We start from the raw sequence: 26,222 nt of genomic DNA, 5'->3' as shown, positions 1-26,222 counted from the left end.
TTGATGAACGTTCCGTTGTTTTCGCCGCTGCAAATTCGCAGCTTGCTGCTGAAAAACCGGCTGGTTATGTCGCCCATGCAGCAGTACCTCAGTCCTGAGGGCCTGGTTGGTGCCTGGCACCTGGTGCACCTGGGTAGCCGAGCGGTAGGCGGGGTAGGGCTGGTGATTACCGAGGCCACGGCCGTATCGCCAGAGGGCCGCAATACGTTGTTTGACACCGGCTTGTGGAACGAGGCGCAGGTGGCGGCCTGGCGGCCGGTGGTGCAGTTTGTGCAGGCGCAGGGCGCCAAAATAGCCGTGCAGCTGTGGCACGCGGGCGGCAAGGGCAGCCACGCGCACCCCGCGGCGGGCTTTCACTACCTGCCGCCCGCCGAAGGCGGCTGGGTCACCAAGAGCGCTTCGGCCGTGGCGCTCGACAAGCAGCACACTTCCGAGGCACTGACCCTGACCGAAATTGCCGACTTGGTAGCCGACTTTGCCCAGGCTGCCAAGCGGGCGGTGCAGACGGGCTTCGATGCCATCGAGCTGCACGCGGGGCACGGCTACCTGTTTCACCAGTTTTATTCGGCGCTGGCCAACCACCGCACCGACGCGTACGGGGGCAGCTTTGAAAACCGCATCCGGCTGCTGGTTGAAGCGGTGGATGCGATTCGGGCCGTCATCCCCGACGCTATGCCGCTGCTGGTGCGCCTCTCGGCTGTCGATTTTTCGGACGAAGAGCACGCCTGGCACCTAGCCGATTCGGTGCGGCTGGTGGCCGTATTGCAGCAGCACGGGGTAGACGTGGTGACGGCCTCGGCCGGTGGGTTTGGAATGCCCGACCGGGCCAAGGTAGTGCCCCTGTACCAGGTGCCTTACGCCGAAAAAATCAAAGCGGATACCGGGATTTTTACCGGCGCCGTGGGTCTTATTACCACCTCCGAGCAAGCCAACGCGCTCATTGCCAGCGGCCAGGCCGACCTGGTGCTGCTGGCGCGGGAGCTGCTGCGCGACCCGTACTTCGCGCTGCGGGCGGCCACCGAGCTGCACGCCGACCCGCCGGTGCCCGTGCCCTACGTGCGGGCTTTCCCGCCCCTCACCAAGGGGTAGGATGTCGCTTTTTCCCAGCCCGCCGTTTATGACTAAACTCACTCTTTTTGGTTCGCCCGATGCGCCGGAGCTGTACCCGCTGCGCGATTTTTTGCAGCGTAGCGTGGTCCAGTACGATTGGGTAGACGCGACGGCCGACCCCACGGCGCTGCCCGCGGGCCTGCGCCAGGCGTACGCGGCCGGGCAGCGGGTGCCGGCCATCGCCTTTCCCGACGGGCAACTACTGCTGAACCCCACGGTGCAGGAAGTGGCGCAGCACCTGGGTTGGATAAACAAGCCCAGCCGCCAGGAATACGACTTGTCCATCTACGGTGCGGGGCCGGCGGGCCTCAGCGCGGCCGTGTACGCCGCGTCCGAGGGCCTGCATACCGTGCTGATTGAGCGCGAGGCCATCGGGGGCCAGGCGGGCACTAGCTCCTTGATTGAGAACTACATGGGTTTTCCCGAAGGTATTGCCGGGGCCGAGCTGGCCGAGCGTGCCCGCCAGCAGGCTCGGCGGTTTGGGGTCGATATTCTGCTGCTGCGCGAAGGCGTCAAGGCAACGTTTTACAACCACCGCATTCACGTAGACCTGGCCAGCGGCGACCAGCTGGTGGCCCGCGCCAACATTTGCGCCACCGGCGTGGAGTATGCGAAGCTCAGCCTGCCCAACGAAACGCAGTTTTTCAATAAGGGCCTGTACTATGGTGCGGGGGCCAGCGAGGCAATGTTTTGCCGGGGCAAGGACGTGTTTGTGGTGGGCGGCGGCAATTCGGCGGGGCAGGCGGCCAGCTATTTCGCGGGCTTCGCGCGGAAAGTGTACATGGTGATTCGCAAGGGCAACCTGGCCGCCACGCTTTCCGATTACCTCGTCAAGCGCGTCACCACCACTCCCAACGTCGAAATCCTGTACCACGCCACGGTGCAGGAACTGGCCGGGCACCAGGTGCTCGAAGGCATCAAGCTGGCAAACTCGCAGGACGGCACCACCACCTGGCACGAGGCCGGCAAGCTTTTTATTTGTATCGGCGGTCAGCCCAACACCGACTGGGCCCGCGAAACGGCCATCATCCGCGACCCTAAAGGCTACCTCATCACCGGCCCCGACCTAGTGGGTCGCCCCAGCTTCCCCGCGTGCTGGCCCCTGGTGCGCCCACCCTACCACCTCGAAACCAGCGTGCCCGGTTCGTTTGCAGCCGGCGATGTGCGCCTCAACTCTGTGAAGCGCGTGGCTTCGGCCGTGGGCGAAGGCGCTATGGCGGTGACGCTTGTACACAAATATTTAGCTGAGCAGGATAAAATGGCTGGCTAGCACAAGTACGGGGACATTTGTTGGATGCTTTTCGAGAGGACGTTTCTAGTGCGTGGAGATGGTTTTTTCAGGCGTTTCTGCTTGACTATTATTGGACTACCTGTCAGCGAAGATTGCGCCACCTAACATATTTAGAATTTCTGCGGAAGATTGATGCCACCTGGGCCAATGAGAATATCGATTTTTACTACATTAGCCAAGTCCTGGCCGCGCCGGGCCGGGGTGGGGCCGATTTAAGCCCGGCCGCCGCCCGTAATCACCCCTTCCTTTAGCCCGACTTTGGCTACCTGACGACTCCTGCGCTGGTCGTGGTGGGGGACCATGACGTGTCGGCCATGAGCCCGTGCGGGGCCGACTGGCGGGCCGATGCCTGTCGGCTAAGTCCGCCCGGTGGCAAGTGCTTGCTCACGTTGTTCGGGGCTGAACACTCACTGGGCGGCATTGCCGGGTACGAGTCGCGGGAAACCACGGACGAAAGCCCGGCGCGCGTCGCTGCCCTCCAGCAGTTGGCCTGGGCCTACCTGCGCAGTACCCTCTACCCCGCCGACCCGGCCTGGCCGGCTGCCTGCGCGGCCCTGCGGGCGCAGCCGCTCGGTCAGGTCGAATGCCGCTAGGGCAGGGCCGCCGCCGTATCGCCTGGCCGGCGTAGTAGGTTAGGCCGGCACCGGAATGGCCGCCTCAGTTGCCAGCTGCTTAAACTCGGTGGGCGTGAGGCCGGTCTTTTGCTTGAAGAGGCGGCCGAGGTAGGAGGGGCTTTCGAAGCCGAGGCGAAAGGCCACCTCGCGCACACTTAAGGGCGTGCTCAGCAGCAGCTGCCGGGCTTTTTCGAGCAGCGCGGCGTGCAGGTGCTGCTGGGCGTTGTGGCCCGTGTGCCGGCGCAGGACCTCGCCCAGGTAGGCCGGCGCCACGTGTAGCGTTTCCGCTAGGTGCTGCACGGTGGGCAGGGGCTGGTCGGCGGCGTGGTCTAGGTACGTAGCCATTAGGGCCTCGAAGCGACTGAGCAGATCGGGACTGCCTGCCGGCTCGGTGGGAAACTGCCGGTGGTAAGCCCGGTTGGCCACTTGCAGCAGCACATCAAGCTGCGTGCTGAGCAGCTGCTGGCTAAAGGCATCGGCGGGCAGTGCGCTTTCCTGCCGCAGCCCCTGCACGGCGTGGCGGAACCGTTGCTCATCGGCGGCCGAGAGCGCCAAGGCCTGCCGCACGCGGTAGCTAAAGAAGGGATACCGCCCCAGCGGCGCGGCGGCCGGCGTGCGCCCCAGTAAATCGGGGTGAAAGACGACCAGCCAGCCGGCGCCGGCTTGGTCGGCGGCGGGGCAAAACGTTACGGGCTGGCCGGGCGCGTAGAAGCCCAGCTCGCCCGGCTGATAGTCGTACACCTGCTGCCCGTAGGGGAGTTGCCCGTTGAAGTGCCGCTTGAGCAGGATAGCGTAGAGCGCGCGCCAGGCGGGGGCGGCCGCCGCCCCGGCGGGCGGGTACTGAGCTAGGTCCACGACCGTAATCAACGGGTGGTCCGGCGCAGGAAAGCCGTAGTGCCGCGTGAAGTCAGCCACGGTGGACAGGGTAGCGAAGGGCGGAGTATTCATAAGGGCTAATAACACTTAAGCTACGAAGAAACCCGTTTTACCCGCCTGCTACCAAGTGGTAGCAGGCGGGTAAAACGGGTGAACGGGCACCTGTCCAAGTACACGGGCAGTGCGGCTACCAATTAGGCAGGGGAAGCCTGAACGCGAAGCTGCTTACTGGCTTAGCGCATCCAGGACCCGCATATCCTCCGCCGTAAGTGCCAGGTTTGCTGCTTGCATATTTTCGGCCAGGTGGGCCAGGCTGGTCGTGCCAGGAATCGGTAATACGTTGGGGGCGTGGTGCAGCAGCCAACTAAGGGCGACTTGCCGGACCGAAACCTGGTGCCGGGCGGCGACTTGCCGGAGCGCGTCCGTTTCCTGCACCTGCCCCCCGCCGATGGGGAACCATGGAATAAAAGCAATTCCCTGCGCCCGGCAGTAGGCCAGCACGGGCTCGGCGGCCCGGTCAAAGAGGCTGTAGCGGTTTTGGACAGAAGCCACCGGAAAATGCTGCTGGGCGAGTTGAATGTCCTCGACCGACACTTCCGACAAGCCCAGGTGCCGCACCAAGCCCTGCTGCTGGGCCTGCGCCAAGGCGGCAAACGTGCGTTCGGCCGGCACCCGCGGGTCGAGGCGGTGCAACTGGTAAAGGTCGAGGCGCTCCAGCTTCAGACGGCGCAGGCTGCCGGCCAGGGCTTCGTGCAGGTGCTGGGGGGTGCCATCGAGCAGCACTTCCTGGTTGGGGCCGTAGCGCACCACGCCGCCTTTGGTGCCCACTACCAGCCCGGCAGGGTAGGGATGCAGCGCCTCGGCAATCAACTCTTCCGAGACGAAAGGACCGTACATGTCGGCCGTATCAATAAACGTCACGCCGAGTTCGACGGCTCGTCTTAGTAGCGCGAGCATCGCCGGCTGTTCCGTGGGGGGGCCATAAAGGCCAGGCCCGGTAATGCGCATCGCCCCGAAGCCGAGCCGGCTAATTGGTAAGTCGCCCCCAAGGGCAAAAGTGGTTTCTAGCGGCAAAGAAGTGGTCATGACGGGGGATAATAGGGGGTTGTAGACTCCTGCGGCTGCGGGACCGAAGAGTACTACAAAGTTCAGCGGCGGCTCCAGGCAGCGAACCATTCAAATGCGCGTTTGACTAGCACAAATTGCGGAACAGCGTGCCCCGTTGCCCGGCCATCATTGCCCGTACGCCCTATTGGGAGCCGCCACCAAGGCAAGGCGGCCCAGTTGCTCCCAGCTGCCAAAATGATCATCCAATTATCTGCTTGAAAAGCAAAGAATTAGCAAGAAGCTAGCAGTTGCCAACGAACACCCAAAATCCTCAGTTTCCCAGCGCTTCCCAGCGGCCCTGGGGCCCCGTGGAACGGCGGAAGAGCACGGCCGCCCCCCAGCCCAGGCCGGCTCCGATGAGGGCCCCGCCCAGCACGTCGGTGGGAAAGTGGGCCCCCAGGTAGATGCGGCTGTAGGAGAGGAGGCTGGCCCACAGAAACACCCCGATTTTCAGGGCCCGGTAGCGGCCGGCGGGCAGCGTGAGGAGCAGGAACACGGCCAGCGCAAAGCCGTTGGCGGCGTGCGACGACATGAAGCCGTACTGCCCGCCGCAGCCGTCGGGCAGGTACAGCTGGGCCTCCAGGGCGGGGTTGTGGCAGGGCCGGAGGCGGGCAAAAAACGGCTTGAACAAGCGGCTCGTGATGCTGTCGGCCAAGGCCACGGCCGTCACCACCAGCGGCAGCAGCAGCAGGGCCCGCCGCCGGAAGTGCCAGACCAGCCAGCCGATGAGCAGGGCATAAAACGGAAACCACACCAGGCGGTTCGAGGCGAAGGTCATCACCGCGTCGAGGGCGGGGCCCCGGGCGTGGTTCACGGCCAGCAGCAGCCGATCATCGAGCGCGTGCAGGGCCCTAAACATGGCCAATCCAATCGACGCCCTTGCGCAGCCAGGCCTGGGTGGTGGCCTCGGGGGTGCCGGGGGCGGGCGGGTTGGGCTGGTAGCTCCAGCCGGTGCGCGGCGGCAGGCTCATGAGGATGGACTCGGTGCGGCCCCCGGTTTCGAGGCCGAAGCGGGTGCCGCGGTCGAAGGCCAGGTTGAACTCGGCGTAGCGGGCGCGGCGGATGGTTTGCCAGGCCTCTTCGGCGGGGCCAAAGGGCCGGGCCTGGCTTTCGGCCATGACTTCGGTGTAGAAGGGCGCGAACATTTCGGCCACGTCCTGGATGAGCTGGAACAGCTCCTCGACGGTGCCGTCGGGGCCCACGGTGAGGCGGTCGAAGAAGATGCCGCCCACGCCGCGGGTTTCCTGGCGGTGGGGCAGGTAGAAGTAGTCGTCGGCCCAGCGCGTGAAGCGCGGGTAGTAGGCCGGGTTGTGGGCGTCGCACACGGCCTTAAGGCGCGCGTGGAAGCGCCGGGCCTGGGCCTCGTCCACGTAAATGGGCGTCAAATCGATGCCGCCGCCGAACCAGGCTTCGCCGTTGCCGGCCTCGAAGTAGCGCACGTTCATGTGGATGATGGGCACGCGCGGGCTGCGCGGGTGCAGCACCAGGCTCACGCCGGTGGCGTAGAAGCGCGGATCGGGCATGTGCAGCTGGCGGGCAGCGGCCTCGCTCATGGCGCCCCACACGGCCGAGAAGCCCACGCCGCCTTTTTCGAGGATGGCCCCATTTTCCAGCACTTTGCTGCGGCCGCCGCCGCCGCCGGGGCGCTCCCAGGCATCGGTGCCGAAGCGGGCGGGGCCCCCATCGGCGGCTTCGAGGTGGGCGCAGAGGCGGAGCTGGAAATCGGCCAGCCAGGCTTCGATTTCGGGGCGAACGGTGGGGGAGGTGGGCACGGGCGGGGCCGGCGCGGGGCCGGGCGGATAAGGCGTGAGCAGGGGCCCCAAAAGTACGGCCTGCGCCGCCCCGGGCCCGCCGCCCGTACCTTTGGGGCCCCACCCGCCCGCCCCCTATGCCGTCCCACCCCGCCTCGCCGGCCGTTGCCGCCGAGGACCTCACCCCCGCGATGCTGCGCCGCGCCTACGCCCTGATGCACACCGCTGCCGCCATGGCGGCGCTCTACGAAGACCAGAAAACCGTGGCCGCCCGCTACGTGCACGCCACCGCCCGCGGCCACGAGGCCGTGCAGCTCGCCGCCGCTTTCCTGCTCGCCGAAACCGACTACGCCGCCCCCTACTACCGCGACGACGCCCTGCTGCTGGGCCTGGGCCTGCGGCCCTACGAGCTGATGCTCCAGCTGTTGGCCAAGGGCGACGACCCCTTCAGCGGCGGGCGCACCTACTACGCGCACCCCTCGCTGCGGCGGCCGGGCGTGCCGGTCATGCCGCACCAAAGCTCGGCCACCGGCATGCAGGCTATTCCGGCCACCGGCATGGCCCACGCCCTGGCCTACCTCGAAGGGCAGGGCCTGCGCCCGGCCCCCGCCTCGGCCGACGCCGGGGCCCCCCACGGCGCCTGGCTGCAAGAGGCCCTGCGCCCGCTGCTGGGCCCCAGCGCTGAACCGGATGAGGCCTCCGCGCCGCTGCCGCCGCTGGTGCTCTGCTCCATTGGCGACGGGGCCATGACCGAAGGGGAGGTAAGCGAGGCCCTGCAAATGGCCGTGCTCCACCAGCTGCCCATCGTGTACCTGGTGCAGGACAACGACTGGGGCATTTCGGCCACCGGGCGCGAAATGCGGGCCATGGACGCCTACGAATTCGCCGCCGGCTTCCCCGGCCTGCACCGCGTGCGCGTGGACGGGGCCGATTTAATTTCCTCGTATAAAGGCCTGGCCGAGGCCTACGCCCACGTGCGCCAGCGCCGGGGCCCCGCCCTGGTGCACGCCAAGTGCCCGCTGCTGGGCCACCACACCAGCGGCGTGCGCCGCGAATGGTACCGCGGCGACGACCTGGCCCAGCACCAAACCAACGACCCGCTGCCCCGCCTGCACCGCCGCCTGCTGGCCGCCGGCGCCACCGAAGCCGAGCTAGTTGCCCTCGCCGCGCAGGCCCGCGCCACCGTGGCCGCCGATTGGGCCCTGGCCCTGGCCGCCCCCAACCCCGACCCGGCCACCTTCGCCGACCACGAGTTTGCCCCGCCCGCCACCACCGCCGAGGCCGGCGAGCGGGCCCCCGCCGGGGCCCCCAAGGTGCTGATGGTGGACGCCGCCCTGCACGCCGTGGACGACATCCTGGCCGAGTTCCCCGAGGCCCTGTTCTACGGGCAGGACGTGGGCGGCGAGCTGGGCGGCGTGTTCCGCGAGGCGGCGCTGCTGGCCAAAAAGTACGGCGACAAGCGCGTGTTCAACACGCCCATCCAGGAGGCCTACATTGTGGGCAGCACGGCCGGCATGGCCGCCGTGGGGGCCCGGCCCATCGTCGAAATCCAGTTTGCCGACTACATCTGGCCCGCCCTGAACCAGCTCGTGGAGGAGCTCAGCAAGAGCTGCTACCTGAGCATGGGCAAGTTTCCGGTGCCGGCGCTCATCCGGGTGCCCATCGGGGCCTACGGCGGCGGGGGGCCCTACCACTCGGGCTCCATCGAGAGCACGCTGCTCACCATCCGCGGCATCAAGGTGGTGTACCCCAGCAACGCGGCCGACATGAAGGGGCTGATGCGGGCGGCGTTTCTCGACCCCAACCCGGTGATCATGCTCGAGCACAAGGGCCTGTACTGGAGCAAGGTGGCCGGCACCGAGGAGGCTAAAACCGTGGAGCCCGCCGCCGGCTACGTCATCCCCCTTGGGAAGGCCGCCGTGGCCCAGGCCGCCGACCCGGCCCAGCAGCGCGGCGGCGGCACGGCCGTGGTGGTGGCCTACGGCATGGGCGTGCACTGGGCCCGCACGGCCAGCCGCGCGTTCCCCGGCCAAATCGAAATCCTCGACCTGCGCACCCTCAACCCGCTCGACTTTGCCGAGGTGCAGGCCGCCGCGGCCCGCCACGGCAAAGTGCTGGTCCTCACCGAAGAACCCCTGCTGAACTCCTTCGCCGAGAGCCTGGCCGGCCGCATCCAGCGCCACTGCTTCCTGGCCCTCGACGCGCCCGTGTTCACCCTCGGGGCCGCCAACCTGCCCGCCATCCCCCTCAACGCCGAGCTGGAAAAGATGATGCTGCCCAGTGCCGAAAAAGTGGCCGCCGCCCTGGCCGAGCTGCTGGCGTTCTAATCAGTGAACAGTTAGCAGTTTGTTAATCAGCTTCCATTGCCTTAACTGGCAAACTGCCAACTGACCTAAAACGGGTAGCCGATGCCCAGGTTGAAGGCCGGCTCGTGCTCGCTGTCTTTGTAGAAGCGCTTGATGGCCCAGCGCTCGGTGGCCGGGGCGCTGGGGTCGTACACTTTGGCGGCCACGTCGAGGCGCAGGATGAGGAAGGTGAAATCGAGGCGTACGCCCACGCCCGAGCCCACGGCAAACTGCTTGAGGAACGTGCCCGGCCGGAACTGGGCCCCCGGCCGCTGCGGGTCAGCCGTCACGGTCCAGGTGTTGCCGTAGTCTGTAAACAGGGCCCCCTTCACAAACGAGTACACCGGGAAGCGGTACTCGATGCTGCCTTCGAGCAGCAGCTCGCCGGGCTGCTCCGAGTTGTAGTCGCGCACCACGGTGCCGTCGGCGTTGGTGGTGGTGGGCGAAAAGCCGCCGATGCCCAGGCGGCGCGGCTTCCAGGCGCGCACGCTGTTGCTGCCCCCGGCAAACACGTACTTGTCGTAGGCCACGGTGTAGCGCCCGTTGGTGGGGGTGATGGCGTGCACCAGGCCCGCGTTGAAGCGGTACACGAAAAACGTGTTGGGCGAGAGCTTGTGGTAGCGGCGGTAATCGGCCGTGATCTTGGCAAAGTTGTACACCGCCACCGCCGTGTCGTACCAGGCCGCGTGGCGGTAGAGGTTGCGGGTGAGGCCGCCCACTTCCACAAACAGGCGGAAGTAGCGCGCGTCGCGGGTTTCGTTGAAGTCGTTGGAGTTGAAGAGCGACGAGGCGGCCATGCTCGGCTCGTAGATGCGCCGGAACGACTGGTAGAGCGGCGAGCCGTCGCGGATGCGCAGCGTATCGAGCCGCTGCTGAAAAGCGTCGCTGATGGAAGTGGTGTTCACCACGTTCTGCACCACCGGCGACACCACGAACTGGTGAAACGCCGAGCGCTGCCAGATGTAGTCGTAGGTGAGCTCCACGTTGGTGCGCGTGTACTCGGGCCGGCTCACGTAGGTGTCGGAGAGCGAGAAGCGCGTGCGCGGGCTGTAGCGCGAGAAGTCGCGCCCGATGCGGAACGGCACCAGAAACTGGGGCAGCACCAGCGCCGCCGTGGCCCCAAACAGCGTGGTGTACTCGGGGCTGGCCGTGGCCCGGTTGTACTGGCCCTCGAAGCCCACGCGGGTGCTCAGCTCCAGCACCTCGGCCCCGCCGAAGGGGTTGCGGGTTTTGAAGCGCACGTTCACGAAGGGCCCCACGAGGTTGGCCACGTAGGTGCCCCCAAACTCGGTGCTTTCCTGAAATTTGGGGGCCGGCGTGGCCGTCACCACCGCGTCGAGCAGGCCGGTGGCCGTGCTGTCGGGCTTCCCGTCGGCGTCCACCGTGCGGTAGGTCACGGGGTTGAAGCGGAACATGTCGAGGTTGGCAAACTGGCGCTGCGTGAGCTGGGTGCGCGGCAGGCTGTAGAGCTGGCCCGGGCGAACGGCTACCTTGCCCGCTAGCAGCCGCGGGCTGTAGCGCTGCCGAAACGCGGCAAAGTGCACCGAGTCCACCACCACCGTATCGGGCCGGGGCCCCCGGCGGGGGAAGCCCTGGCCCGGCCCCCGCCGGCCGGGGCCCCGGCGCAGGGTGTCGGCCACGGCCACGCGCAGCGCCCGGCCCGCCCCGGCGTCGGTGATGACCGTGACCTGGCGCAGCGTGTACACGCGGTGGCCCAGGCCGGGGCCCGGGTTGGCAATCTGGGTGCGCAGGCGCACGGTGAAGGCCTGGTAGCTGGTGTCGGCTTCCAGGGTGATGTAGGCCTGGCGGAAATCGTAGTAGCCGTTGCTCTTGAGCAGGGTTTCGAGGCGGGTGCGCTCCTGGCCGATGGCGTCCTCGTTGTAGCGGTCGCCCACGTGCAGCAGGCTCGCGCCCTGGCCGCGCGCTACCACCGCCGCCACCCCCGAGTCGGGAATGGCGGTGGTGAGCTGGCTGAGCACAAACGGGGCCCCCTGGCGCACGCGGTAGCGCACCGTCACGCGGCGGTAGAGCTTGGCGCGGTCGGCCGAGTCTTTGGCGGCGCGGCCGCCGGCAATTAGCCGCAGCAGCGGGTTGTGGCGGTAGCGCGACGTGTCGGTGGCCACCACCCGGGCCCGGAAGTAGCCCTGGCTGCGCAGGTAAGTGGTCATCTGCTCCACCGAGCGGCGGGTGCTGGCCGTGTCGTAAATCACCGGGGCCTCGCCCAGGCGCATGATGGCGTTGCCCTTGTCGAGCACCAGCTGTTTGCGGTTGAGCTTGCGCTCGCGCCGGTTGAGCAGCTGGCCCAGCTTGGCCGAGTCGTCGCCGGCGGCCAGGCGGCGCTTTTCAAAATCCTGGCGGATGGCTGCCAGCTGCTTGCGGGTGCGCACCGAGTCGTAAAAGCGGTTTCCTAGCAAGTAGATGGCTAACTTGGGCAGCGGAAAGCGGGTGTTGGGCTTTTGCTGGGCCAGGGCCACGAGGCGTTCCTGGTCGGCGCGGTCGGCGCCCACCACCTCCATTTTGCTGAGCAGGCGCTGGCCGGGGCGCAGCAGCTTCAGCGGCGAGCACGCCGCCAGGGCGGCCGCGGCCACCAGCAGCGCCGCCGCCGCGGCCCGCCAGGGCCCCCGGCCGCCAAGTTTCGTTACGAAGAACAATGATTTCAAAAGCCCAAGCCAAATACGTGCAGTCGCTGCACCAAAAAAAGTACCGCCAGCGCCACAATGCTTTCCTCGTCGAGGGCGGCAAGAGCGTAATCGAGCTGCTAAGTTCCGCGGTAGAAACCGAATCGGTGTGGTGCACCCCCGAATTTGCTGACCAAAACCGGGCCAAATTGGCCGCTGGCCCGGCCCCCGGGCTGCTCTCCACGGCCGAGCTGGCCCAGGTGAGCACCCTGGCCACCAACACCACCGCCCTGGCCGTGGCCCGCCGCCCGCCCGAGGCCCCGCTGCCGGCCGCCCTGCCGCTGGGGGCCCTGGTGCTGGCCCTGGATGAAGTGCGCGACCCCGGCAACCTGGGCACCCTCCTCCGGCTGGCCGACTGGTACGGCCTGCCCGGCGTGGTGCTCAGCGACACCTGCGCCGACCCTTGGGCCCCCAAAACCGTAGCCGCCACCATGGGGAGCTTCGCCCGCGTCCGCATTTGGCCGCGCCCGCTGGCCGAGTGGCTGGGGGCCCTGCCCGCCGGCACCGCCATCTACGGGGCCGACCTGCGCGGCGACAACGTGCACCGCGCCGCCCTGGCCCCGGCCGGCGTGCTCGTCATGGGCTCCGAGTCGCACGGCCTCACGCCAGCCGTGGCCGCCTGCCTCACCCAGCGCCTGCACATTCCGCGGGGACCCGGCGGCGGCGCCGAAAGCCTGAACGTGGCCATCTCCGCCGCCATTTTGCTCGATAATTTTTTCCGCGGGCAGTAAGCAAAGCGGGCCGAGAAATAATAAAAAACAGGGCCCCCGGGCCGTCATGCTGCATGACGGCCCGGGGGCCCTGTTTTTTACAGCGCCTCTCCCTTAATTGCCGAACAGGCGCAGGCCGAAGCTGACGACTTGCGTATCGGGGCCCTGGCCGGCTTTGAAGAGCGGGTTCAGGTTGTATTTGGCGAAGAGGTGGAGCTGGCCGTAGCCGACGACGGCTTGCAGGCCGTACTGGAAGTCTTCGAGGTTGTAGCTGCCGTGGTCTTTGTCCTTATAGGTCGTGCCGTCGGTGGTGTACTTGAGCTTGGTCCAGGAGGCAAGGCGGTAGCCCACGAAGCCGCCGGCGGCGATGGAAAACGTGGACCGGTAGTGGGCGTCGTGCAGCTTGAGGCGGAGCATGAGCGGCAGATTCACGCTGGCGGTGGCCAGCTTGGTTTTGTCGTACTGGCGGGCGGGGTTGGTTTCGGCCACCACGCTGGTCACGTTGTTCTGGTTCACCCACTTGTTGTTGCCGTTCAGCATGTAGTTGTTGAAGGCAAATTCGGGCCCCAGTACCAGGTACAGCGGGCTGCGCTTGCCGCCCAGGCGCTGCATGTAATCAAGGCCTATATTGACGTAGCGCGAGCCGCCGGGGCGCAAATCCACGGCCGACTGGCCGGCGCCGGGCTGCTGGTTGGCCAGCGCGTTCAGGCCCAAGTCAAACACGACCGTGGCGGCGTGGCTGTTGCCGCGCTCGTAGCTCTTGGCCCGCAACGAGTCGCGGTGGGCCTCGCGCTCGGCGCGGTCGCGGCCCGGCGTGGGGTTGATTTTTACGCTCCGGTTGCCTTCGTCGTCGGTGTTCACCTGAATTTTGAAGGCCTTGTTCAGGGCCACGTCCACGCGCTTAGCGTTGGGGTTTTGCTTGTGGGTGGTGATGCGGATGTGCTCGGGCAGGCGCTGGCCGGGGGTGTCGCGGTCGGGGTAAAACTCCATGGTTACCTGCTCGGTCTTGGCCGTCTTGGCCGCTGCCTCGGCCTGGTTGATGTAGCCGGCCAGGCGCGTGGTGAGCGAGTCGAGGTGGTACTTGGGCAGCTCGCGCAGCTGGGCGGCGTCGCGCACCAGCAGCGTGAGGGTGGCCTGGTTGGGCAGCCGCACCACAATGGTGTCGGCGGGGGCCCCGGGCGGCCGGGCGGCGCGGGCAGTGGCAGGGGCGGCGGCGTAGGCAGCGGCGAGGAGGAGCAGGGTGAAGAAGGGGCGTTTCATGGCGTAGGGGAAGGCAAAGGCGGGGTTAGAATCGAATGGTGTGGGTGAGCGTGCGGCTCCCCAGGTTGGCTTGGAGGGTAAGGTTTTCGGGCAGGCCGGTGGCTTCGGCCAGGCTCACCCGCTCGCCCCGCACTACGTGGCGGGCCTGGCGCAGCAGGCCCCCCAGCACGCGGCGGCCAACGGGCCGGTCGTCGTCGTCGGAGAAGGCATCGGCCGCGGCTACCGCGGCCACGGGGGCCGGGGCGGCGCTGCCGCGGCGCACTTCCACTTCAATCACCGCCACTGCGCTGGCCGGCGCGGCTACGGGGGCAGGGGCCACGGCCAGGGCCCCCGCGTCCGGGAGCTTCGCGCCGCGCGGCGCCGGGGCCAGCGGGTCCGGGGCCCCGGACCGCGCCGGCCCCGGTTGGGCCGCTACTGAAGTGGAAACCGCCGCCCGTTTGGTGGCCGATGAACCGCTAGATGCCGGCACCACGGACCGGGTTGCCCGGCGCGAAAAAATATTTTCAGCAGCGGCCAACGACGCCGTTTTCGCGGCCCGTGCTGTGCGGGGGGGCGCTTGGCTGGTAGCGGCCTGCGCAACCTGCGGCGCGGCGGTAGCCGGTGCGGCCGCGGTAGCCAGGGCATCTTTGGGGCCCCCAGCAGCGGCGGGGGCTACGGCGTTCTGCCGGGTGGTTTCGCCAGTTTTATTGGGGCGCAGGGGCCCGGCTGCGGATTGGGCAGTGGCCGCGCTGCGCAGGCCGGGGGCCCCGGCGCGGGCCGCCACTTCGGGGCCGGGGCGCGAGCCGGCGGCGTAGCGCCACAGCAGCCCGGCGCCGCCGGCCACCAGCAGCAGCGCCAACGCTGCGGCCAGGGCCTGGGGCCACCAGGCGGCCGCGCGCCGCCGGCGCGGCGGGCGCAGGTGCTCGTCCTCCAGCCGCTCCCAGAGGTGGCGGCCGGGCGGGGTGGCGTGGGCGGCCAGCCCGGCGCGGAACAGCTCGTCGAGGCGGGCGTCCTCGGCGGCGGGCGGGGCCCCGGCGGCATCGGTGGCCTCGGCCAGGCGGGCCCACAGCGCCGGGTCGGGCGGGGTGGCGTGCCCGTCAAGGCCGTCGCGGAATAAATCGTCGATATTTTCGGGAAGCATATAGCGGAGCGTTAAAAAGCGGAATTAGTAGGCCACGGCGGCGGCTTGGCCCACGCGCCGCTGCAGCAGGGCCCGGGCCTTGCTGAGCTGCGACTTGCTGGTGCCCTCGCTAATGCCCAGGAGTTCGGCAATTTCCTGGTGGCCGTAGCCCTCCAGGGCGTAGAGGTTGAACACGGTGCGGTAGCCGGGGGGCAGCTCGGCCAGCAGGGCCAGCAGGTCGTCGGCCTGCAGCTGGGTATCGGCGGTGGCGGGGGCCGTGGCCAGGTTTTCGGGCTGCGCGAAGTCGTCGAACGAGAGCGTGAGCGGCTCTTTGCGGCGCAGCTCCATCAGGGCCCGGTTCACCATGATGCGGCGCACCCAGCCCTCGAAGCTGCCCTCGCCGCGGTAGGTGGGCAGGGCCCGGAACATCTGGGCAAAACCCAGCAGCAGGGCTTCTTCGGCGTCTTCGCGGCGCTTGAGGTAGCGGCGGCACACCGTCAGCATAAGGCCCGCCAGGCGCTCGTAGAGCAGGCGCTGGGCGCGGGGCTCGCCCCGCTGGCAGGCGGCAATCAGGTCGGCTTCGGTCACGGCAGAAAGGGTAGAGAAGGGCAGTGGCAAAGGGGTTTGGGCGCGGTAGATGCGGAAAAGCCGCCCGGGGTTGCCCGGGCCGGAAAATTATTTTGGGCCCGCACCCGGCGCCTTGGCGGGCCAAGTAGGCACAAAAAAACAGCCCCGGCAAAATTGCCGGGGCTGCGGAACAAACGGGTGCGGGGCCCCGGGGCGGGCTAGCGCGGGATGCCGCCCGGCGTGGTGGCCGTGCCCGGCGCGGTCGTCGTAGCCGGCGTAGCGGTCGTCGTAGAGCCGCCCGGGAGGGTGGCACCCCTGGAGGTGGGGCTGCCCACCTGGGTGGTGCCGCGGCGCGTGCCGCTGCGGGCGCCCTGGCTGCCCACGGTGGTGCCGCCCGTGGGCATGCCCGTGGCGCCGCCGTTGGTCGACAAGCCCGTGGTGGAGGTGCCCGCCGTGCCAAGGCCCGTGGTGGGCGTGCTGCCGAGCACGGCGCCGGGCGTAGCGGGGGCGTTGGGGACGGTGCCCACCACGGGGGCTGTGGTGGTGCCCGACGTGGGGGCCCCCGTGGCGCCCGGGGTCAGGGCGCCCGGCGTGGTTTGGGCCTGGGCGGTGGCGGCGGCAAAGAATAAGGCGGCGAAAGCGAGGGACTTTTTCATGATAATAGATAATATGGGATGAAGTGGTGCGGGCAAGGCCCGGTAGCCGCGGGCCGCGGCCGGTAGTCATACGGCCGGTGGGGGGGCTTTTGTTATGGTCGGGGTTGCGGCGGCCCGCTGGGGGGGCGGGGGCAGCGGTAAAAAGCCCATGGCAGGCACCGGGGGCCCTATGCGGCCCACCCAGTGGAAAACGCCTTCCGCCCGGTGGCCAGTTTCGCTAGGCACATGGCCCTCGCAAAACATGAAAAGCCTTGCTGCCCAGGTCGGTTGGCAGGGCTTTTTGCTTAACCCGTATAATTTGAGTATTACTATTTATACTTGTGTGAGCAAACTCACTCATTACCTGTTCGTCCCGTGCTGAAAACTCTCGCCTATCCGCTCCTGCTGCTGGCACTCTTCACGTCCTGCCGCCGGGAGGCCGACGAGGTGCAGCCCGTGCCGCCCGCGCCGGCCTTTCGGCCCGCCGAAGACCCCTCCACCGGCTTCCTGATCACGGTGCAATCAAGCCCGCCCGCCGAGGAATACATCTCCGGCGATTTTGACGGCTACCCACTCTATTGCGCTGCCGATGGAAATACCGGCCAGTCAAGCCTGTTTCATTTCAACGAAGCCAACAAAATGGACTACGGCTTCCTGAGTCGGCAAAATCCGAAAGGAGATATTCAGCTCAGCATCACCTTTGTTAACACAAATGTTTTCCAGCGCGCCATGCCCGCCGTGTGGCCGCATCCGAACCCTGTGCTCTGTGAACAGATTGAGGTTGAGGTGAGACAATTGGGGGACATGGCCCATCTGACGACCTTCAATGGGGGGACGAGTTACGGCTTTCCCCTCAAGGTGAAAATCCTGAGCGTCGCAAATGGGGTAGTGGAAGGTACTTTTAATGGGGCCCTGTGGCGGCGTGTAGATGGTCAGTTCATGGGGAACCACATGGTGGTCACGAATGGCCACTTCAAGATTAAAACGCACACTTTGCCTGAGTAAACGGGCTTGAGGGCGGACTTTCCCCGCTGCGCCCCGCAGCAACCGGCCCCGCAGGCACCCGCGTAGCGTGGGGCGCCCGCGCATAAAAATGCCCCGGCGGGATGGCCGGGGCATTTTTATGCGGTGCAGTTTTTAACGCGCCCCGCCCCTAGTACTGCCCAATGGAGAGCAGCACCAGCGTGCAGGCTTCTTCGGTTTGAATGCCTTGCTTTTGGGCCAACTCTTCCAGCTCGGGGTTTTCGGTGCCGGGGTTGAAGAGGATGCGGCGGGGCTTGAGGCCCAGAATGTAATCGTACCAGCCGGGCTGGTTCTGGGGCCCCACGTACAGCGTCACGGTGTCGACGCCGGTTTCCTGGGGGCGGTCGGTGTGGATGGGCAGGCCGGCAATGGCGCCCTTGCGGATGCCGACGGGCACCACCTCGTGGCCGTGGGTTTTGAGGGCGTGCACGGCGCGGTAGGCGTAGCGGTCGGGGTTGTCGGTGGCTCCTAAAACGAGGGTTTTCATGCGAATGGAAATGCGGGGAAGAAAAAGCAGCGGCCGGGGCCCCGGGGGCCCGCCGCCGGCTATCGTACGGAAAACCGGCCCCGGGCGGTTGGGTTTGGCCCGGGCCGGGCACGTTACCTTTGCCCGCATGATGCACCCGCGCCGGGCCCCTTTGCTGGCCCCTTCGTTCCTGGCCGCCGATTTGGCCAACCTGCAAGCCGAAACCGAGCGCCTGGCCACCAGCGCCGCCGACTGGCTGCACTTCGACGTGATGGACGGCCGCTTCGTGCCCAACATCTCCTTCGGCCTGCCCGTGCTGCAGGCCGTGGCCCGCTACGCCAAGCAGCCCATCGACGTGCACCTGATGATCGAGGACCCGCAAGACTACCTGGCCGCGTTCCGCGACGCCGGGGCCGCCGGCCTCACCGTGCACCACGAGGCCTGCCCGCACCTGCACCGCGTGGTGCAGCAAATCAAGCAGTTGGGCTGCCGCGCCGGCGTGGCCCTGAACCCGGCCACGCCCGTATCGGTGCTGGCCGACATCGCCGCCGACCTCGACGTGGTGCTGGTGATGTCCGTCAACCCCGGCTTTGGGGGCCAGGCGTTCATCCCGCACACGCTGCAAAAAATTGCCGCCCTCAAGGAGCTGCTGCTCGACACCGGTTCCGACGCCCTGATTGAGGTGGACGGCGGCGTGAACGCCGGCAACGCCGGGGCCCTGGTGCAGGCCGGCGCCGACGTGCTGGTGGCCGGCAACTTCGTGTTTTCGTCGCCCGGGGGCCCCGTGGCCACCCTGGCCGCCCTGCGCGCCCAGCTCGACGCCCCCGGCGAGCAGGACGAGCAATAAGAGAAACCAGCCGCCGCTGAATAGCAGTTTGCGAAGCCCCGGCAGGAATTATCCTGGTTCGGCTGCCGGGGCCCAATAACTGGCCGCTGCCCACCATTTGCGCCCCGCCCCCTCCAACCCGTCCACCGTTACCCGCCCGCCCTTGCCGCACCCGTACTTGCTCGTGTTTGTGAACCGCGGCGGCCGGCCGCTGCTGGCCGGCCTGGCGCTGGCCGCCGCGCTGCTGGGCCCGGGGGCCCCGGCCGCCCGCGCCCAAACGGCCCCCGCCGGGGCCCCGGCGCCGGGCACGCTCGTGCTCAGCGGCGCGGTGCGCGACGCCGCCGGCCAGCCCCTGGAGGGCGCGGCGGTGGCCGTGCTGGGCCAGGCCGGCGGGGCGGCCACGGTGGCCGACGGCACCTTTGCGCTCACCATTCGGGCCACCGGAAGGGGCGAGGCCGCCGTGCTGACGGTGCGCCGCCTGGGCTACCTGCCGCTGCGCCGGGCCCTGGTGCTGCCCGCCGACGCGGCCCGCCCGCTGGCCCTGGTGCTGCGCCCCGACGAGCAGGCGCTGGGCGACGTGACGGTGCGCGCCCGCCGCGACGCGGCCGACCCGCGCGAGGAAGTCAGCCTCACCCAAATCGACCCGCGCGACGTGAAAACGCTGCCCTCGGCGTTCGGCGACTTCAACATGATTTTGAAGACGCTGCCCGGCGTGGTGGGTAATAATGAGCTGAGCAGCACCTACAACGTGCGCGGCGGCAACTACGACGAGAACCTGGTGTACGTCAACGGCTTCGAGGTGTACCGGCCGTTCCTGGTCACGGCGGCGCAGCAGGAGGGGCTCAGCTTCATCAACCCCGACTTGGTGCGTAGCGTCGATTTCAGCGCCGGCGGCTGGCAGCCCAAGTACGGCGACAAGCTCTCGTCGGTGCTCGACGTGACCTATAAGGAGCCCGAGCAGTTTGCTGCTTCCGCCACGGGCAGCCTGGTGGGCGGCGCGGTGCACGCCGAGGCGCGCTCCAAAAACGGCCGCGTGAGCTACCTGGCCGGCGTGCGCTACAAAAACGCGCGCTACGTGCTGTCGTCGTTGCGGCAGTCGCAGGGCGGTTACAACCCCACGTTTTTCGACGGGCAGGCCTTCGTGAACATCGGGCTGGGGCCCCGGGGCGACGTGCAGCGCACCACCCTGGGCCTGCTGGGGGTGGTGGCCCACAACGACTACCGCTTCACGCCCGAAACCGGCCAGGCCACGTTCTCGACCAACCCCAACCAGGTCACGCGCGTGTTCATCGACTACCAGGGACGCGAGCGGATGCAGTACGACACCTACCAGGGCGGCCTCAGCCTCAAGCACCGCTTCGCCCCCAACTGGCAGGGCGAGCTGCTGGGCTCGGCCCTGGTGTCGCGCGAGTTTGAGTACCGCGACGTGGAGGCCGCCTACCGGCTGGCCGACGTGAACCGCGACCCGAACTCGCCCGATTTCAACCAGGCCATCCGCCAGCGCGACATCGGGGCCCAGTACCAGCACGCGCGCAATTCGCTCACGGCCCGGGTGTTCACGGCCGAGGCCCGCACCCGCTGGACGCCCGGCCGGCACCACACGGTGCGCGCCGGGGCCAAAATCGGCCGCGAAAAAATCAGCGACACGCTCGACGAGTACACGTTTGCCGACTCGGCCGACTACGTGCCCGACGCCCGCCGCACCCGCCTGCGCACGGATTTGAGCCTGGAAAGCACCCGCGCCCAGGGCTACGTGCAGGACACCTGGCGGCCCGACAGCCTGCGCACGCTCACCTACGGCCTGCGCGCCCACTACTGGACCACCAACGGCCAGCTCGTGTGGAGCCCGCGCGTGCAGTACGCCCAAACCAGCGCCCGCCACCCGCGCCGCACCTACAAGGTGGGCCTGGGGGCCTACGCCCAACCGCCGTTCTACCGCGAGCTGCGCAACCAGCAGGGCGTGCTCAACCCCGAGCTGCGCGCCCAGCGCTCGTACCACCTCATCGTGGGCCGCGAGGAAACCTACACCTGGGGCGGCCGCCCGTTCAAGCTCACCACCGAGGCCTACTATAAGTACCTGACCGACGTGGTGCCCTACGACGTGGACAACGTGCGCCTGCGCTATTTCGCAAAGAACAACGCCCGCGCCTACGCCGCCGGCTTCGACGCCCGCCTGAGCGGCGAGTTCGTGCGCGGGGCCGAGTCGTGGTTCAGCCTGGGCGTGCTCACCACCCGCGAAAACGTGGACGGCGACTCGGTGAACCGGGTGACGACGCCCGCCACCGCCACCCAGCCGGCCGTCGTCACGCGCGAGGCCAAGGGCTACATCCGCCGGCCCCAGGACCAGCGCGTGACGCTGGGCATCTTCTTCCAGGACCACCTGCCCGACAACCCCTCGGTGCGCGGCTACGTGAACGCCGTGTTCGGCACCGGCCTGCCCTTCAGCCCGCCCAACCTGCCCGACCTGCGCGGCCTCAGCGTGCTGGAGCGCAACTACTTGCGCGTCGATTTGGGCTTCTCGAAGGTGGTTTCCATGCGCAGCGGCCCGGCCCCGCACCGCTACGCGCTGCAAAGCCTGTGGCTGGGCCTGGAGGTGCTCAACGTGCTGGGCGCCAACAACGTATCGGGCTACAGCTACCTGCAGGACGTGAACGGCCGCACCTATGCCGTGCCCAACTTCCTCTCGCAGCGCGTGGTGAACCTGCGCGCCATCGCCCGCTTCTAGCGGCCGGGGCCCCCAGCGGCCGCGCGGGCCCCGGCCGGCTGCTGGGGGCCCCGGCCGCACCCGGCCGCCAACCTTGGCCCGGCCCGGCGTGTTCAGTACCCGCGGCCGCTAAACCACCCGTTGCCAATTGCCCATGCCCGTCCAGAACCCGCTTTTCCCCGTTTTTCTGAAGCTCGAAAACCTGCGCGTGCTGCTGGTGGGCGGCGGCAACGTGGGCCTCGAAAAGCTCGCCGCCATCCTGCGCAGCAGCCCCGCCACGGCCGTCACGGTGGTGAGCCTCACGTACTTGCCGGCGCTGCGGGCCCTGGCGGCGCGCCACCCGGCGGTGCAGCTGCACGTGGGCCCCTACGCCGATTCGTTTTTAGAAAGCGCCGACCTCGTGTTTTGCGCCACCGACGACCCGGCCCTGCACCGGCGCATTGTGGCGGCCGCCCACGCCGCCCGGCTGCTGGTGAACGTGGCCGACACGCCGCCGCTCTGCGATTTCTACCTCTCGTCGGTGGTGCAGAAGGGGGCCCTGAAGGTGGCCGTGTCCACCAACGGGCAGTCGCCCACGGTGGCCAAGCGCCTGCGCGCCGTGCTTGAAGCCGCCCTGCCCGACGAGCTCGACGCGGTGCTGCAAAAGATGCCGACCATCCGAAAGCAGCTGGCCGGCGACTTTGCCGCCAAGGTGAAGGCCCTCGATGCCGTGACGGCCGGCCTGGCCGGGGGCCCCGGCTACGTGGCCCCCGCCACCCGGCGCTGGCGGGCGCTGGCCGTGGGCGCGGCGCTGGCCGCCGGGGCCCTGGCCGTGGCCCGCTGGGGCCCCCAGGCCAGCAAGCCGGCGGATGAAAACCAGGCGGCCAGCTAATTGCGCAGGTACTGCAAGCTGTTCCACTTTCTTCAGGTCAGGTCCCTCCCTGCGTTCGGGATGACAACCCGGTTGGTTGACTCACGCCAGCGCCTTGCCAACCAGGGCCCGGGCCTCGGGCGAGAAGGGCAGCTGCAGGGCCAGGGCGTGGCCGCGGGCCGTCATTTTGGGCCAGGTTTTCTGCACGATTTCGATGATTTTTTCCTCCGGGTGCTGGGCGGCGAAGGGCAGGAAATAGTACTCCAGAAAGACCAGGCAAATCACGTCTTCGAGCAGCTGCACGTCGGGGTCGTCTTGGAGGCCCACCTTTTGTACTAGCTGCTGCACGCGGGCGACGGTGCCGGCGTCGTAGCCGACTTGGGCCAGGAGCTGGCCGGCCAGCTCGGCGTGGTACTTTTTGAGGGTATTGCGCCAGCGGTGGTAGCCGGGGCGGTTCATCGGAAAATCGGCCCGCGGAATGGCCCAGCGGCGAATGTGCTGGCAGCGGGCGGCGAGCTGCACGGCCTCTGGCGCATCGGGGGCCACGCGGGTCAGGCAGGCGCTCATTCGCTGGGCGTAGAGCACTTCCTTGGGCCAGGCGCGGCCGTCGGCGTCGGTGTCCTGGTTCGGGTCTTCGGCGTTGGCCGCGTCGAAGGCGGCGAGGGTGGCGGCGAAGCGGGCGGGGTCGGGGAGGGGGAGCGGGCTCATGCGAAGTAGGGGCCCTGGGGGCGCGGGTGCAAAATAGGGCCCCGGCGGGCGTTGGCGGCGGGCCGAGGCCCTATCTTCCCGGTTCAACTTCGCCCCGCCGCATGCCGACGCCCGCCGCTACGCCGCCCGCCGCCGGGGCCCCCGGCCTCAAAAAAGCCCTCACGCCGCTGCACCTCTGGGCGTTGGCCGTGGGGCTGGTCATCTCGGGCGAGTACTTCGGCTGGAACTACGGCTGGGCGGTGGCCGGGCCGGTGGGCTTCCTCATCGCCACGGGCCTCGTCACGGTGCTCTACGTGGCGTTCGTGTTCAGCTTCACGGAGCTCACGACGGCCTTGCCGAGCGCGGGCGGGCCGTTTGTGTACGCGCAGGCGGCGTTTGGGCCCCTGGGCGGGCTGGTGGCGGGCTACGCCACGCTGGTCGAGTTCTTGTTCACGCCGCCGGCCATTGCCTTTGCGCTGGGCAGCTACGGGCATTTTCTGGTGCCCGCGCTGCCGGTGCTGGGCACGGCGGTGGCCTGCTACGTGGTGTTCACGCTGGTAAATTTGCTGGGCATCAAGGAGTCGGCTACGTTCTCGCTGGTGGCCACGGGGCTGGCCGTGGCCGAGCTGCTGCTGTACCTGGGGCTGGTGGCCCCGCACTTCCGGGCCGCCAATTTCCTGGCCCACCCGGTGCCGCTGCGGGCGGGCGGGGTGCTGGCGGCGCTGCCGTTCGCCATCTGGTTTTACCTGGCCATCGAGGGCGTGGCCCTGGTGGCCGAGGAGGTGCAGGACCCGCGCCGCGCCATCCCGCGGGGCTACGGCTACGGCCTGGGCACGCTGGTGGCGCTGGCCCTGGGCGTGATGGTGCTCACCGGCGGCGTGGGCGACTGGCGCCGCCTGGCCGGCCTCGACTACCCGCTGCCCGAGGCACTGGCGCTGGTGCTGGGCCGCGGCAGCCGCTGGACCAGCTTCTTTGCCAGCATCGGCCTGTTTGGGCTAGTGGCCTCGTTCCACGGCACCCTCATCGGCTCCTCGCGGCAGGTATTTGCCCTGGCGCGGGCCGGCTACCTGCCCGGCTTTTTGGCCCGCCTCAACGGCCGCCAGGCGCCGCACTGGGCCCTGGCGGCGGGCGGCGTGGTGGGCGTGGGGGCCCTGCTCACCGGCACCACCGACCAGCTCATCGTGCTGGCCGTGCTGGGGGCCCTGGTGATGTACGTGGTGAGCCTGCTCAGTCTCTTCGCCTTGCGCCGCCGCGCGCCGGAGCTGCCGCGCCCCTTCGCCGTGCCCGGCTACCCGGGGGTGCCGCTGCTGGCCCTGGCCCTGGCGCTGCTCTGCCTGGGGGCCCTGGTGTACTTCAACCTGCGGCTGAGCGGCGTGTTTGCGGCGGTGGGGCTGGCGCTGGCCGGGGCGTTTGTGGGGCTGGGCGGGGCCCGGCGGCTGCGGTAGGCGGGGGCGTGGGGCGGGCGCCCAGCCCTGGTGTTATCCGTTGGTTTAATTATACTTGGCTTCCGGTTCCACCTTTGCCGCTGCCCCATGTTCCGCTTCTGCTACCTCCTGGCCCTGGCCACCACGTCCCTGGCGGGCTGCTCCTCCGCGCCGTCGCCCGGGGCGGCGCAGGCCACTTACATGCAAATCTTCTACGAGGGCCCCGGCTGGCTGGCGGGCCGCCGGGTGCTGGCTTACAGCCCGGCGTTCCGCGGCAAGACCGGCGAAACGGTGCAGGAAACGGACTCGACCCGCGTCCTCTCGCCCGGGGCGCTGCTGGGCCCCCAGACCGCGGAAAGCAGCGTGGTGACCACGGAGACGACCACGACTGAATCCACGCCCGAAGGAACGTTTGTGACGGGCCCGGATGGCCAGCGCCGGCAGCAAACCGCGGCCACGCAGCAGCGCGAGGAAGCCAGGCAGCAGCGCGAGGAGGCTGCACGGTTCAACCGGGGCTTTCGGATGTTGGAAAAGCGGGCCGATTTGGCCCGCGCTACGCTGGGCCGGGCGCTCGACGAAGCTGCGGCCGACGGCTGGGAAGTGGTGCAAATGACCGCCACCGGCAACCAGGGGGCCCTGGTGTACTTGCTCCAACGGCGCTAGCGCCAGCCGCAGCTGCGATGCCTTTTGCCCGTGCTAGCCAGTGGTTACATCAGCATTTCTGAACACCTAATAGCAATAGCCATCAGCCAAAAATGCCCTACCGCCACACCGTCCGCCAGCACACCTACGTTTTTGAGAACCTGAAAACGCTGCTGGCGCGGGCCTCGCCGCTGCGCGCCGGCGACGCGCTGGCCGGCGTGGCCGCCGCCACCTACGAGGAGCGCGTGGCCGCCCAGTACGCGCTGGCCGATGTGCCGCTGCGCAATTTCCTGCACGAGGCGCTGGTGCCCTACGAGCAGGACGAGGTGACGCGGCTCATCATCGACACGCACGATGCGGCGGCGTTTGCGCCCGTGGGCCACCTCACGGTGGGGCAGCTGCGCGACTGGCTGGTGTCGGACGCCGCCGACGCGGGGGCCCTGGCCGCGCTGGCCCCCGGCCTGACGCCCGAGATGGTGGCCGCCGTGAGCAAGCTGCTGCGCAACCAGGAGCTGATTGCCGTGGCCCGGCGCGTGGAGGTCGTCACGCGCTTCCGCAACACGCTGGGCCTGCGCGGGCGCCTGGCCACGCGCCTGCAGCCCAACCATCCCACCGACGACCTGCGCGGCATCGCCGCCAGCCTCGTGGACGGCCTGCGCTACGGCAGCGGCGACGCCGTCATCGGCATCAACCCGGCTACCGATAACACCCAGGCGGTGAGCAACTTGCTGCACATGCTGGACGCCGTGCGCGAACAGTACGCAATCCCCACCCAGTCGTGCGTGCTCTGCCACGTCACCACCGCGCTGCAGCTCATCGAGCAGGGGGCTCCGGTGGACCTCACGTTCCAGTCCATTGCCGGCACTGAGGCGGCCAACGCCAGTTTCGGCGTCGGCCTGGGCGTGTTGCAGGAAGCCTGGGAGGCCACGCTGAGCCTGCACCGCGGCACGGTGGGGCAGGACGTGATGTACTTCGAAACCGGCCAGGGCAGCGCCCTTTCGGCCAACGCCCACCACGGAATGGACCAGCAAACCTGCGAGGCCCGCGCCTACGCCGTGGCCCGCCGCTTCCGGCCGCTGCTGGTGAACTCGGTGGTCGGCTTCATCGGCCCCGAGTACCTCTACGACGGCAAGCAAATCATCCGCGCGGCGCTGGAAGACCATTTTTGCGGCAAGCTGCTGGGCCTGCCCATGGGCGTGGACGTGTGCTACACCAACCACGCCGAGGCCGACCAGGACGACACCGACACGCTGCTCACGCTGCTGGGCGTGGCTGGCTGCACCTTCGTGATGGGCGTGCCCGGGGCCGACGACATCATGCTCGGCTACCAGTCCACCTCCTTCCACGACGCGCTCTACCTGCGCCGCGTGCTGGGCCTGCGCCCGGCGCCCGAGTTCGAGGCCTGGCTGGTGCAGCAGGGCATTTTCGACGCCCAGGGGGCCCTGCGGCCCGCGTCGGCCGCCGCCCCGCTGCTGGGGCAGCTGCCCGCGCCGCTGCGGTAGGGCCCCGGTGGTGGCTAGCGGCGATTGGTCTTGGCCAAACGGTTGGCTCAAAAAG

The 26,222-nt window shown here is 68.6% G+C and carries 23 protein-coding genes; 12 read left to right on the top strand and 11 right to left on the bottom strand.

From position 1 onward, the window contains the following. Window positions 1-3 precede the first annotated feature (3 nt). The 3 genes from EAH73_RS12385 (at window position 4) to EAH73_RS12375 (ending at window position 2,994) form a co-directional block, all read left to right on the top strand. Complete coding sequence (locus EAH73_RS12385; protein WP_140466951.1) at window positions 4-1,089, top strand: NADH:flavin oxidoreductase/NADH oxidase; 1,086 nt, start codon at window positions 4-6, stop codon at window positions 1,087-1,089. A 28-nt stretch (window positions 1,090-1,117) separates the two neighbouring features. Next, window positions 1,118-2,380 carry an NAD(P)/FAD-dependent oxidoreductase gene (locus tag EAH73_RS12380; RefSeq protein ID WP_140466949.1) on the top strand — a complete coding sequence of 421 codons (1,263 nt, stop codon included), beginning with the start codon at window positions 1,118-1,120 and terminating at the stop codon, window positions 2,378-2,380. A gap of 401 nt (window positions 2,381-2,781) precedes the next feature. Next, window positions 2,782-2,994 carry a hypothetical protein gene (locus tag EAH73_RS12375; protein WP_140466947.1) on the top strand — a complete coding sequence of 71 codons (213 nt, stop codon included), beginning with the start codon at window positions 2,782-2,784 and terminating at the stop codon, window positions 2,992-2,994. Between the two features lie 39 nt (window positions 2,995-3,033). Here the strand turns inward: EAH73_RS12375 and EAH73_RS12370 are convergent, their stop codons facing one another. From EAH73_RS12370 to hemF, 4 genes are all read right to left on the bottom strand, one after another. Continuing rightward, window positions 3,034-3,963, bottom strand: a complete 930-nt coding sequence (locus EAH73_RS12370; protein WP_140466945.1) for a helix-turn-helix transcriptional regulator — start codon at window positions 3,961-3,963, stop codon at window positions 3,034-3,036. Between the two features lie 153 nt (window positions 3,964-4,116). Then, window positions 4,117-4,977: an aldo/keto reductase gene (locus tag EAH73_RS12365; RefSeq protein ID WP_140466943.1), complete on the bottom strand. Its 861-nt coding sequence runs from the start codon at window positions 4,975-4,977 to the stop codon at window positions 4,117-4,119. A gap of 292 nt (window positions 4,978-5,269) precedes the next feature. After that, window positions 5,270-5,857 carry a phosphatase PAP2 family protein gene (locus EAH73_RS12360; RefSeq protein WP_140466941.1) on the bottom strand — a complete coding sequence of 196 codons (588 nt, stop codon included), beginning with the start codon at window positions 5,855-5,857 and terminating at the stop codon, window positions 5,270-5,272. Then, window positions 5,850-6,770 carry an oxygen-dependent coproporphyrinogen oxidase gene (gene hemF, locus EAH73_RS12355; protein WP_140466939.1) on the bottom strand — a complete coding sequence of 307 codons (921 nt, stop codon included), beginning with the start codon at window positions 6,768-6,770 and terminating at the stop codon, window positions 5,850-5,852. The genes EAH73_RS12360 and hemF overlap by 8 nt, the downstream gene beginning before the upstream one ends. Before the next feature lie 116 nt (window positions 6,771-6,886). Between hemF and EAH73_RS12350 the strand changes: the two genes are divergently transcribed. Beyond that, window positions 6,887-9,076, top strand: coding sequence for a thiamine pyrophosphate-dependent enzyme (locus tag EAH73_RS12350; protein ID WP_140466937.1), 2,190 nt, complete (start codon window positions 6,887-6,889; stop codon window positions 9,074-9,076). A 65-nt stretch (window positions 9,077-9,141) separates the two neighbouring features. Here EAH73_RS12350 and EAH73_RS12345 read toward each other — a convergent pair whose 3' ends face one another. After that, window positions 9,142-11,754: a BamA/TamA family outer membrane protein gene (locus EAH73_RS12345; protein WP_140466935.1), complete on the bottom strand. Its 2,613-nt coding sequence runs from the start codon at window positions 11,752-11,754 to the stop codon at window positions 9,142-9,144. Between EAH73_RS12345 and EAH73_RS12340 the strand changes: the two genes are divergently transcribed. Further along, window positions 11,745-12,503: an RNA methyltransferase gene (locus EAH73_RS12340; RefSeq protein ID WP_140466933.1), complete on the top strand. Its 759-nt coding sequence runs from the start codon at window positions 11,745-11,747 to the stop codon at window positions 12,501-12,503. The genes EAH73_RS12345 and EAH73_RS12340 overlap by 10 nt on opposite strands. A gap of 93 nt (window positions 12,504-12,596) precedes the next feature. On the opposite strand, the gene EAH73_RS12335 is transcribed toward EAH73_RS12340, so the two are convergent. From EAH73_RS12335 to EAH73_RS12320, 4 genes are all read right to left on the bottom strand, one after another. Further along, window positions 12,597-13,742 (bottom strand): porin family protein, encoded by a 1,146-nt coding sequence (locus EAH73_RS12335; RefSeq protein WP_140466932.1) that lies wholly within the window; start codon window positions 13,740-13,742, stop codon window positions 12,597-12,599. A gap of 25 nt (window positions 13,743-13,767) precedes the next feature. After that, a complete protein-coding gene (locus EAH73_RS12330) occupies window positions 13,768-14,862 on the bottom strand; it encodes a hypothetical protein (protein ID WP_140466930.1) in 1,095 nt (364 codons plus the stop codon). Window positions 14,863-14,886: 24 nt separating this feature from the next. Next, a complete protein-coding gene (locus EAH73_RS12325) occupies window positions 14,887-15,429 on the bottom strand; it encodes an RNA polymerase sigma factor (RefSeq protein ID WP_140466928.1) in 543 nt (180 codons plus the stop codon). Window positions 15,430-15,626: 197 nt separating this feature from the next. Next, complete coding sequence (locus EAH73_RS12320; protein WP_140466926.1) at window positions 15,627-16,064, bottom strand: hypothetical protein; 438 nt, start codon at window positions 16,062-16,064, stop codon at window positions 15,627-15,629. A 354-nt stretch (window positions 16,065-16,418) separates the two neighbouring features. Here EAH73_RS12320 and EAH73_RS12315 point away from each other — a divergent pair, with 354 nt between their 5' ends. Next, entirely contained in the window at window positions 16,419-17,048 is a 630-nt protein-coding gene (locus tag EAH73_RS12315; RefSeq protein WP_140466924.1) for a hypothetical protein, read from the top strand. Window positions 17,049-17,196: 148 nt separating this feature from the next. Here EAH73_RS12315 and EAH73_RS12310 read toward each other — a convergent pair whose 3' ends face one another. After that, window positions 17,197-17,553 (bottom strand): CoA-binding protein, encoded by a 357-nt coding sequence (locus EAH73_RS12310; RefSeq protein ID WP_140466922.1) that lies wholly within the window; start codon window positions 17,551-17,553, stop codon window positions 17,197-17,199. A 130-nt stretch (window positions 17,554-17,683) separates the two neighbouring features. On the opposite strand from EAH73_RS12310, the gene rpe reads away from it, so the two are divergent. The 3 genes from rpe (at window position 17,684) to EAH73_RS12295 (ending at window position 21,933) form a co-directional block, all read left to right on the top strand. Further along, the gene (gene rpe / locus EAH73_RS12305) at window positions 17,684-18,379 is read left to right on the top strand and encodes a ribulose-phosphate 3-epimerase (RefSeq protein ID WP_140467033.1); all 696 of its coding nucleotides are present in this window, start codon (window positions 17,684-17,686) and stop codon (window positions 18,377-18,379) included. 142 nt (window positions 18,380-18,521) lie between these two features. Then, entirely contained in the window at window positions 18,522-21,083 is a 2,562-nt protein-coding gene (locus EAH73_RS12300) for a carboxypeptidase regulatory-like domain-containing protein (protein ID WP_140466920.1), read from the top strand. Window positions 21,084-21,216: 133 nt separating this feature from the next. Next, on the top strand, window positions 21,217-21,933 hold the full coding sequence (locus tag EAH73_RS12295) for a bifunctional precorrin-2 dehydrogenase/sirohydrochlorin ferrochelatase (protein ID WP_140466918.1): 717 nt from the start codon (window positions 21,217-21,219) through the stop codon (window positions 21,931-21,933). 81 nt (window positions 21,934-22,014) lie between these two features. Here EAH73_RS12295 and EAH73_RS12290 read toward each other — a convergent pair whose 3' ends face one another. Then, the gene (locus EAH73_RS12290) at window positions 22,015-22,620 is read right to left on the bottom strand and encodes a DUF4202 domain-containing protein (protein WP_140466916.1); all 606 of its coding nucleotides are present in this window, start codon (window positions 22,618-22,620) and stop codon (window positions 22,015-22,017) included. A 101-nt stretch (window positions 22,621-22,721) separates the two neighbouring features. Here EAH73_RS12290 and eat point away from each other — a divergent pair, with 101 nt between their 5' ends. From eat to EAH73_RS12275, 3 genes are all read left to right on the top strand, one after another. Further along, window positions 22,722-24,044: an ethanolamine permease gene (gene eat, locus EAH73_RS12285; RefSeq protein ID WP_140466914.1), complete on the top strand. Its 1,323-nt coding sequence runs from the start codon at window positions 22,722-22,724 to the stop codon at window positions 24,042-24,044. Between the two features lie 87 nt (window positions 24,045-24,131). Continuing rightward, entirely contained in the window at window positions 24,132-24,686 is a 555-nt protein-coding gene (locus tag EAH73_RS12280; RefSeq protein WP_140466912.1) for a hypothetical protein, read from the top strand. A gap of 92 nt (window positions 24,687-24,778) precedes the next feature. After that, window positions 24,779-26,167, top strand: a complete 1,389-nt coding sequence (locus EAH73_RS12275; protein ID WP_140466910.1) for an ethanolamine ammonia-lyase subunit EutB — start codon at window positions 24,779-24,781, stop codon at window positions 26,165-26,167. The last annotated feature ends 55 nt before the right edge of the window (window positions 26,168-26,222 follow it).

The sequence above is a fragment of the Hymenobacter nivis genome, from assembly GCF_006439025.1.
Lineage (GTDB): Bacteria > Bacteroidota > Bacteroidia > Cytophagales > Hymenobacteraceae > Hymenobacter > Hymenobacter nivis_A.
Note: the sequence above shows the minus strand (reverse complement) of the source record. Positions and strands in the feature narration are given on the sequence as shown.

Excerpts from the sequence above, each read along its gene's own strand:
- EAH73_RS12295 (WP_140466918.1), top strand. The coding sequence starts at position 21,217 with ATGCCCGTCCAGAACCCGCTTTTCCCCGTTTTTCTGAAGCTCGAAAAC.
- EAH73_RS12290 (WP_140466916.1), bottom strand. The coding sequence starts at position 22,620 with ATGAGCCCGCTCCCCCTCCCCGACCCCGCCCGCTTCGCCGCCACCCTC.
- EAH73_RS12340 (WP_140466933.1), top strand. The coding sequence starts at position 11,745 with ATGATTTCAAAAGCCCAAGCCAAATACGTGCAGTCGCTGCACCAAAAA.
- EAH73_RS12320 (WP_140466926.1), bottom strand. The coding sequence starts at position 16,064 with ATGAAAAAGTCCCTCGCTTTCGCCGCCTTATTCTTTGCCGCCGCCACC.
- EAH73_RS12350 (WP_140466937.1), top strand. The coding sequence starts at position 6,887 with ATGCCGTCCCACCCCGCCTCGCCGGCCGTTGCCGCCGAGGACCTCACC.
- EAH73_RS12360 (WP_140466941.1), bottom strand. The coding sequence starts at position 5,857 with ATGTTTAGGGCCCTGCACGCGCTCGATGATCGGCTGCTGCTGGCCGTG.
- eat (WP_140466914.1), top strand. The coding sequence starts at position 22,722 with ATGCCGACGCCCGCCGCTACGCCGCCCGCCGCCGGGGCCCCCGGCCTC.
- EAH73_RS12275 (WP_140466910.1), top strand. The coding sequence starts at position 24,779 with ATGCCCTACCGCCACACCGTCCGCCAGCACACCTACGTTTTTGAGAAC.
- EAH73_RS12365 (WP_140466943.1), bottom strand. The coding sequence starts at position 4,977 with ATGACCACTTCTTTGCCGCTAGAAACCACTTTTGCCCTTGGGGGCGAC.
- EAH73_RS12380 (WP_140466949.1), top strand. The coding sequence starts at position 1,118 with ATGACTAAACTCACTCTTTTTGGTTCGCCCGATGCGCCGGAGCTGTAC.
- EAH73_RS12385 (WP_140466951.1), top strand. The coding sequence starts at position 4 with ATGAACGTTCCGTTGTTTTCGCCGCTGCAAATTCGCAGCTTGCTGCTG.
- EAH73_RS12280 (WP_140466912.1), top strand. The coding sequence starts at position 24,132 with ATGTTCCGCTTCTGCTACCTCCTGGCCCTGGCCACCACGTCCCTGGCG.
- rpe (WP_140467033.1), top strand. The coding sequence starts at position 17,684 with ATGCACCCGCGCCGGGCCCCTTTGCTGGCCCCTTCGTTCCTGGCCGCC.
- EAH73_RS12370 (WP_140466945.1), bottom strand. The coding sequence starts at position 3,963 with ATGAATACTCCGCCCTTCGCTACCCTGTCCACCGTGGCTGACTTCACG.
- EAH73_RS12335 (WP_140466932.1), bottom strand. The coding sequence starts at position 13,742 with ATGAAACGCCCCTTCTTCACCCTGCTCCTCCTCGCCGCTGCCTACGCC.
- EAH73_RS12330 (WP_140466930.1), bottom strand. The coding sequence starts at position 14,862 with ATGCTTCCCGAAAATATCGACGATTTATTCCGCGACGGCCTTGACGGG.
- EAH73_RS12310 (WP_140466922.1), bottom strand. The coding sequence starts at position 17,553 with ATGAAAACCCTCGTTTTAGGAGCCACCGACAACCCCGACCGCTACGCC.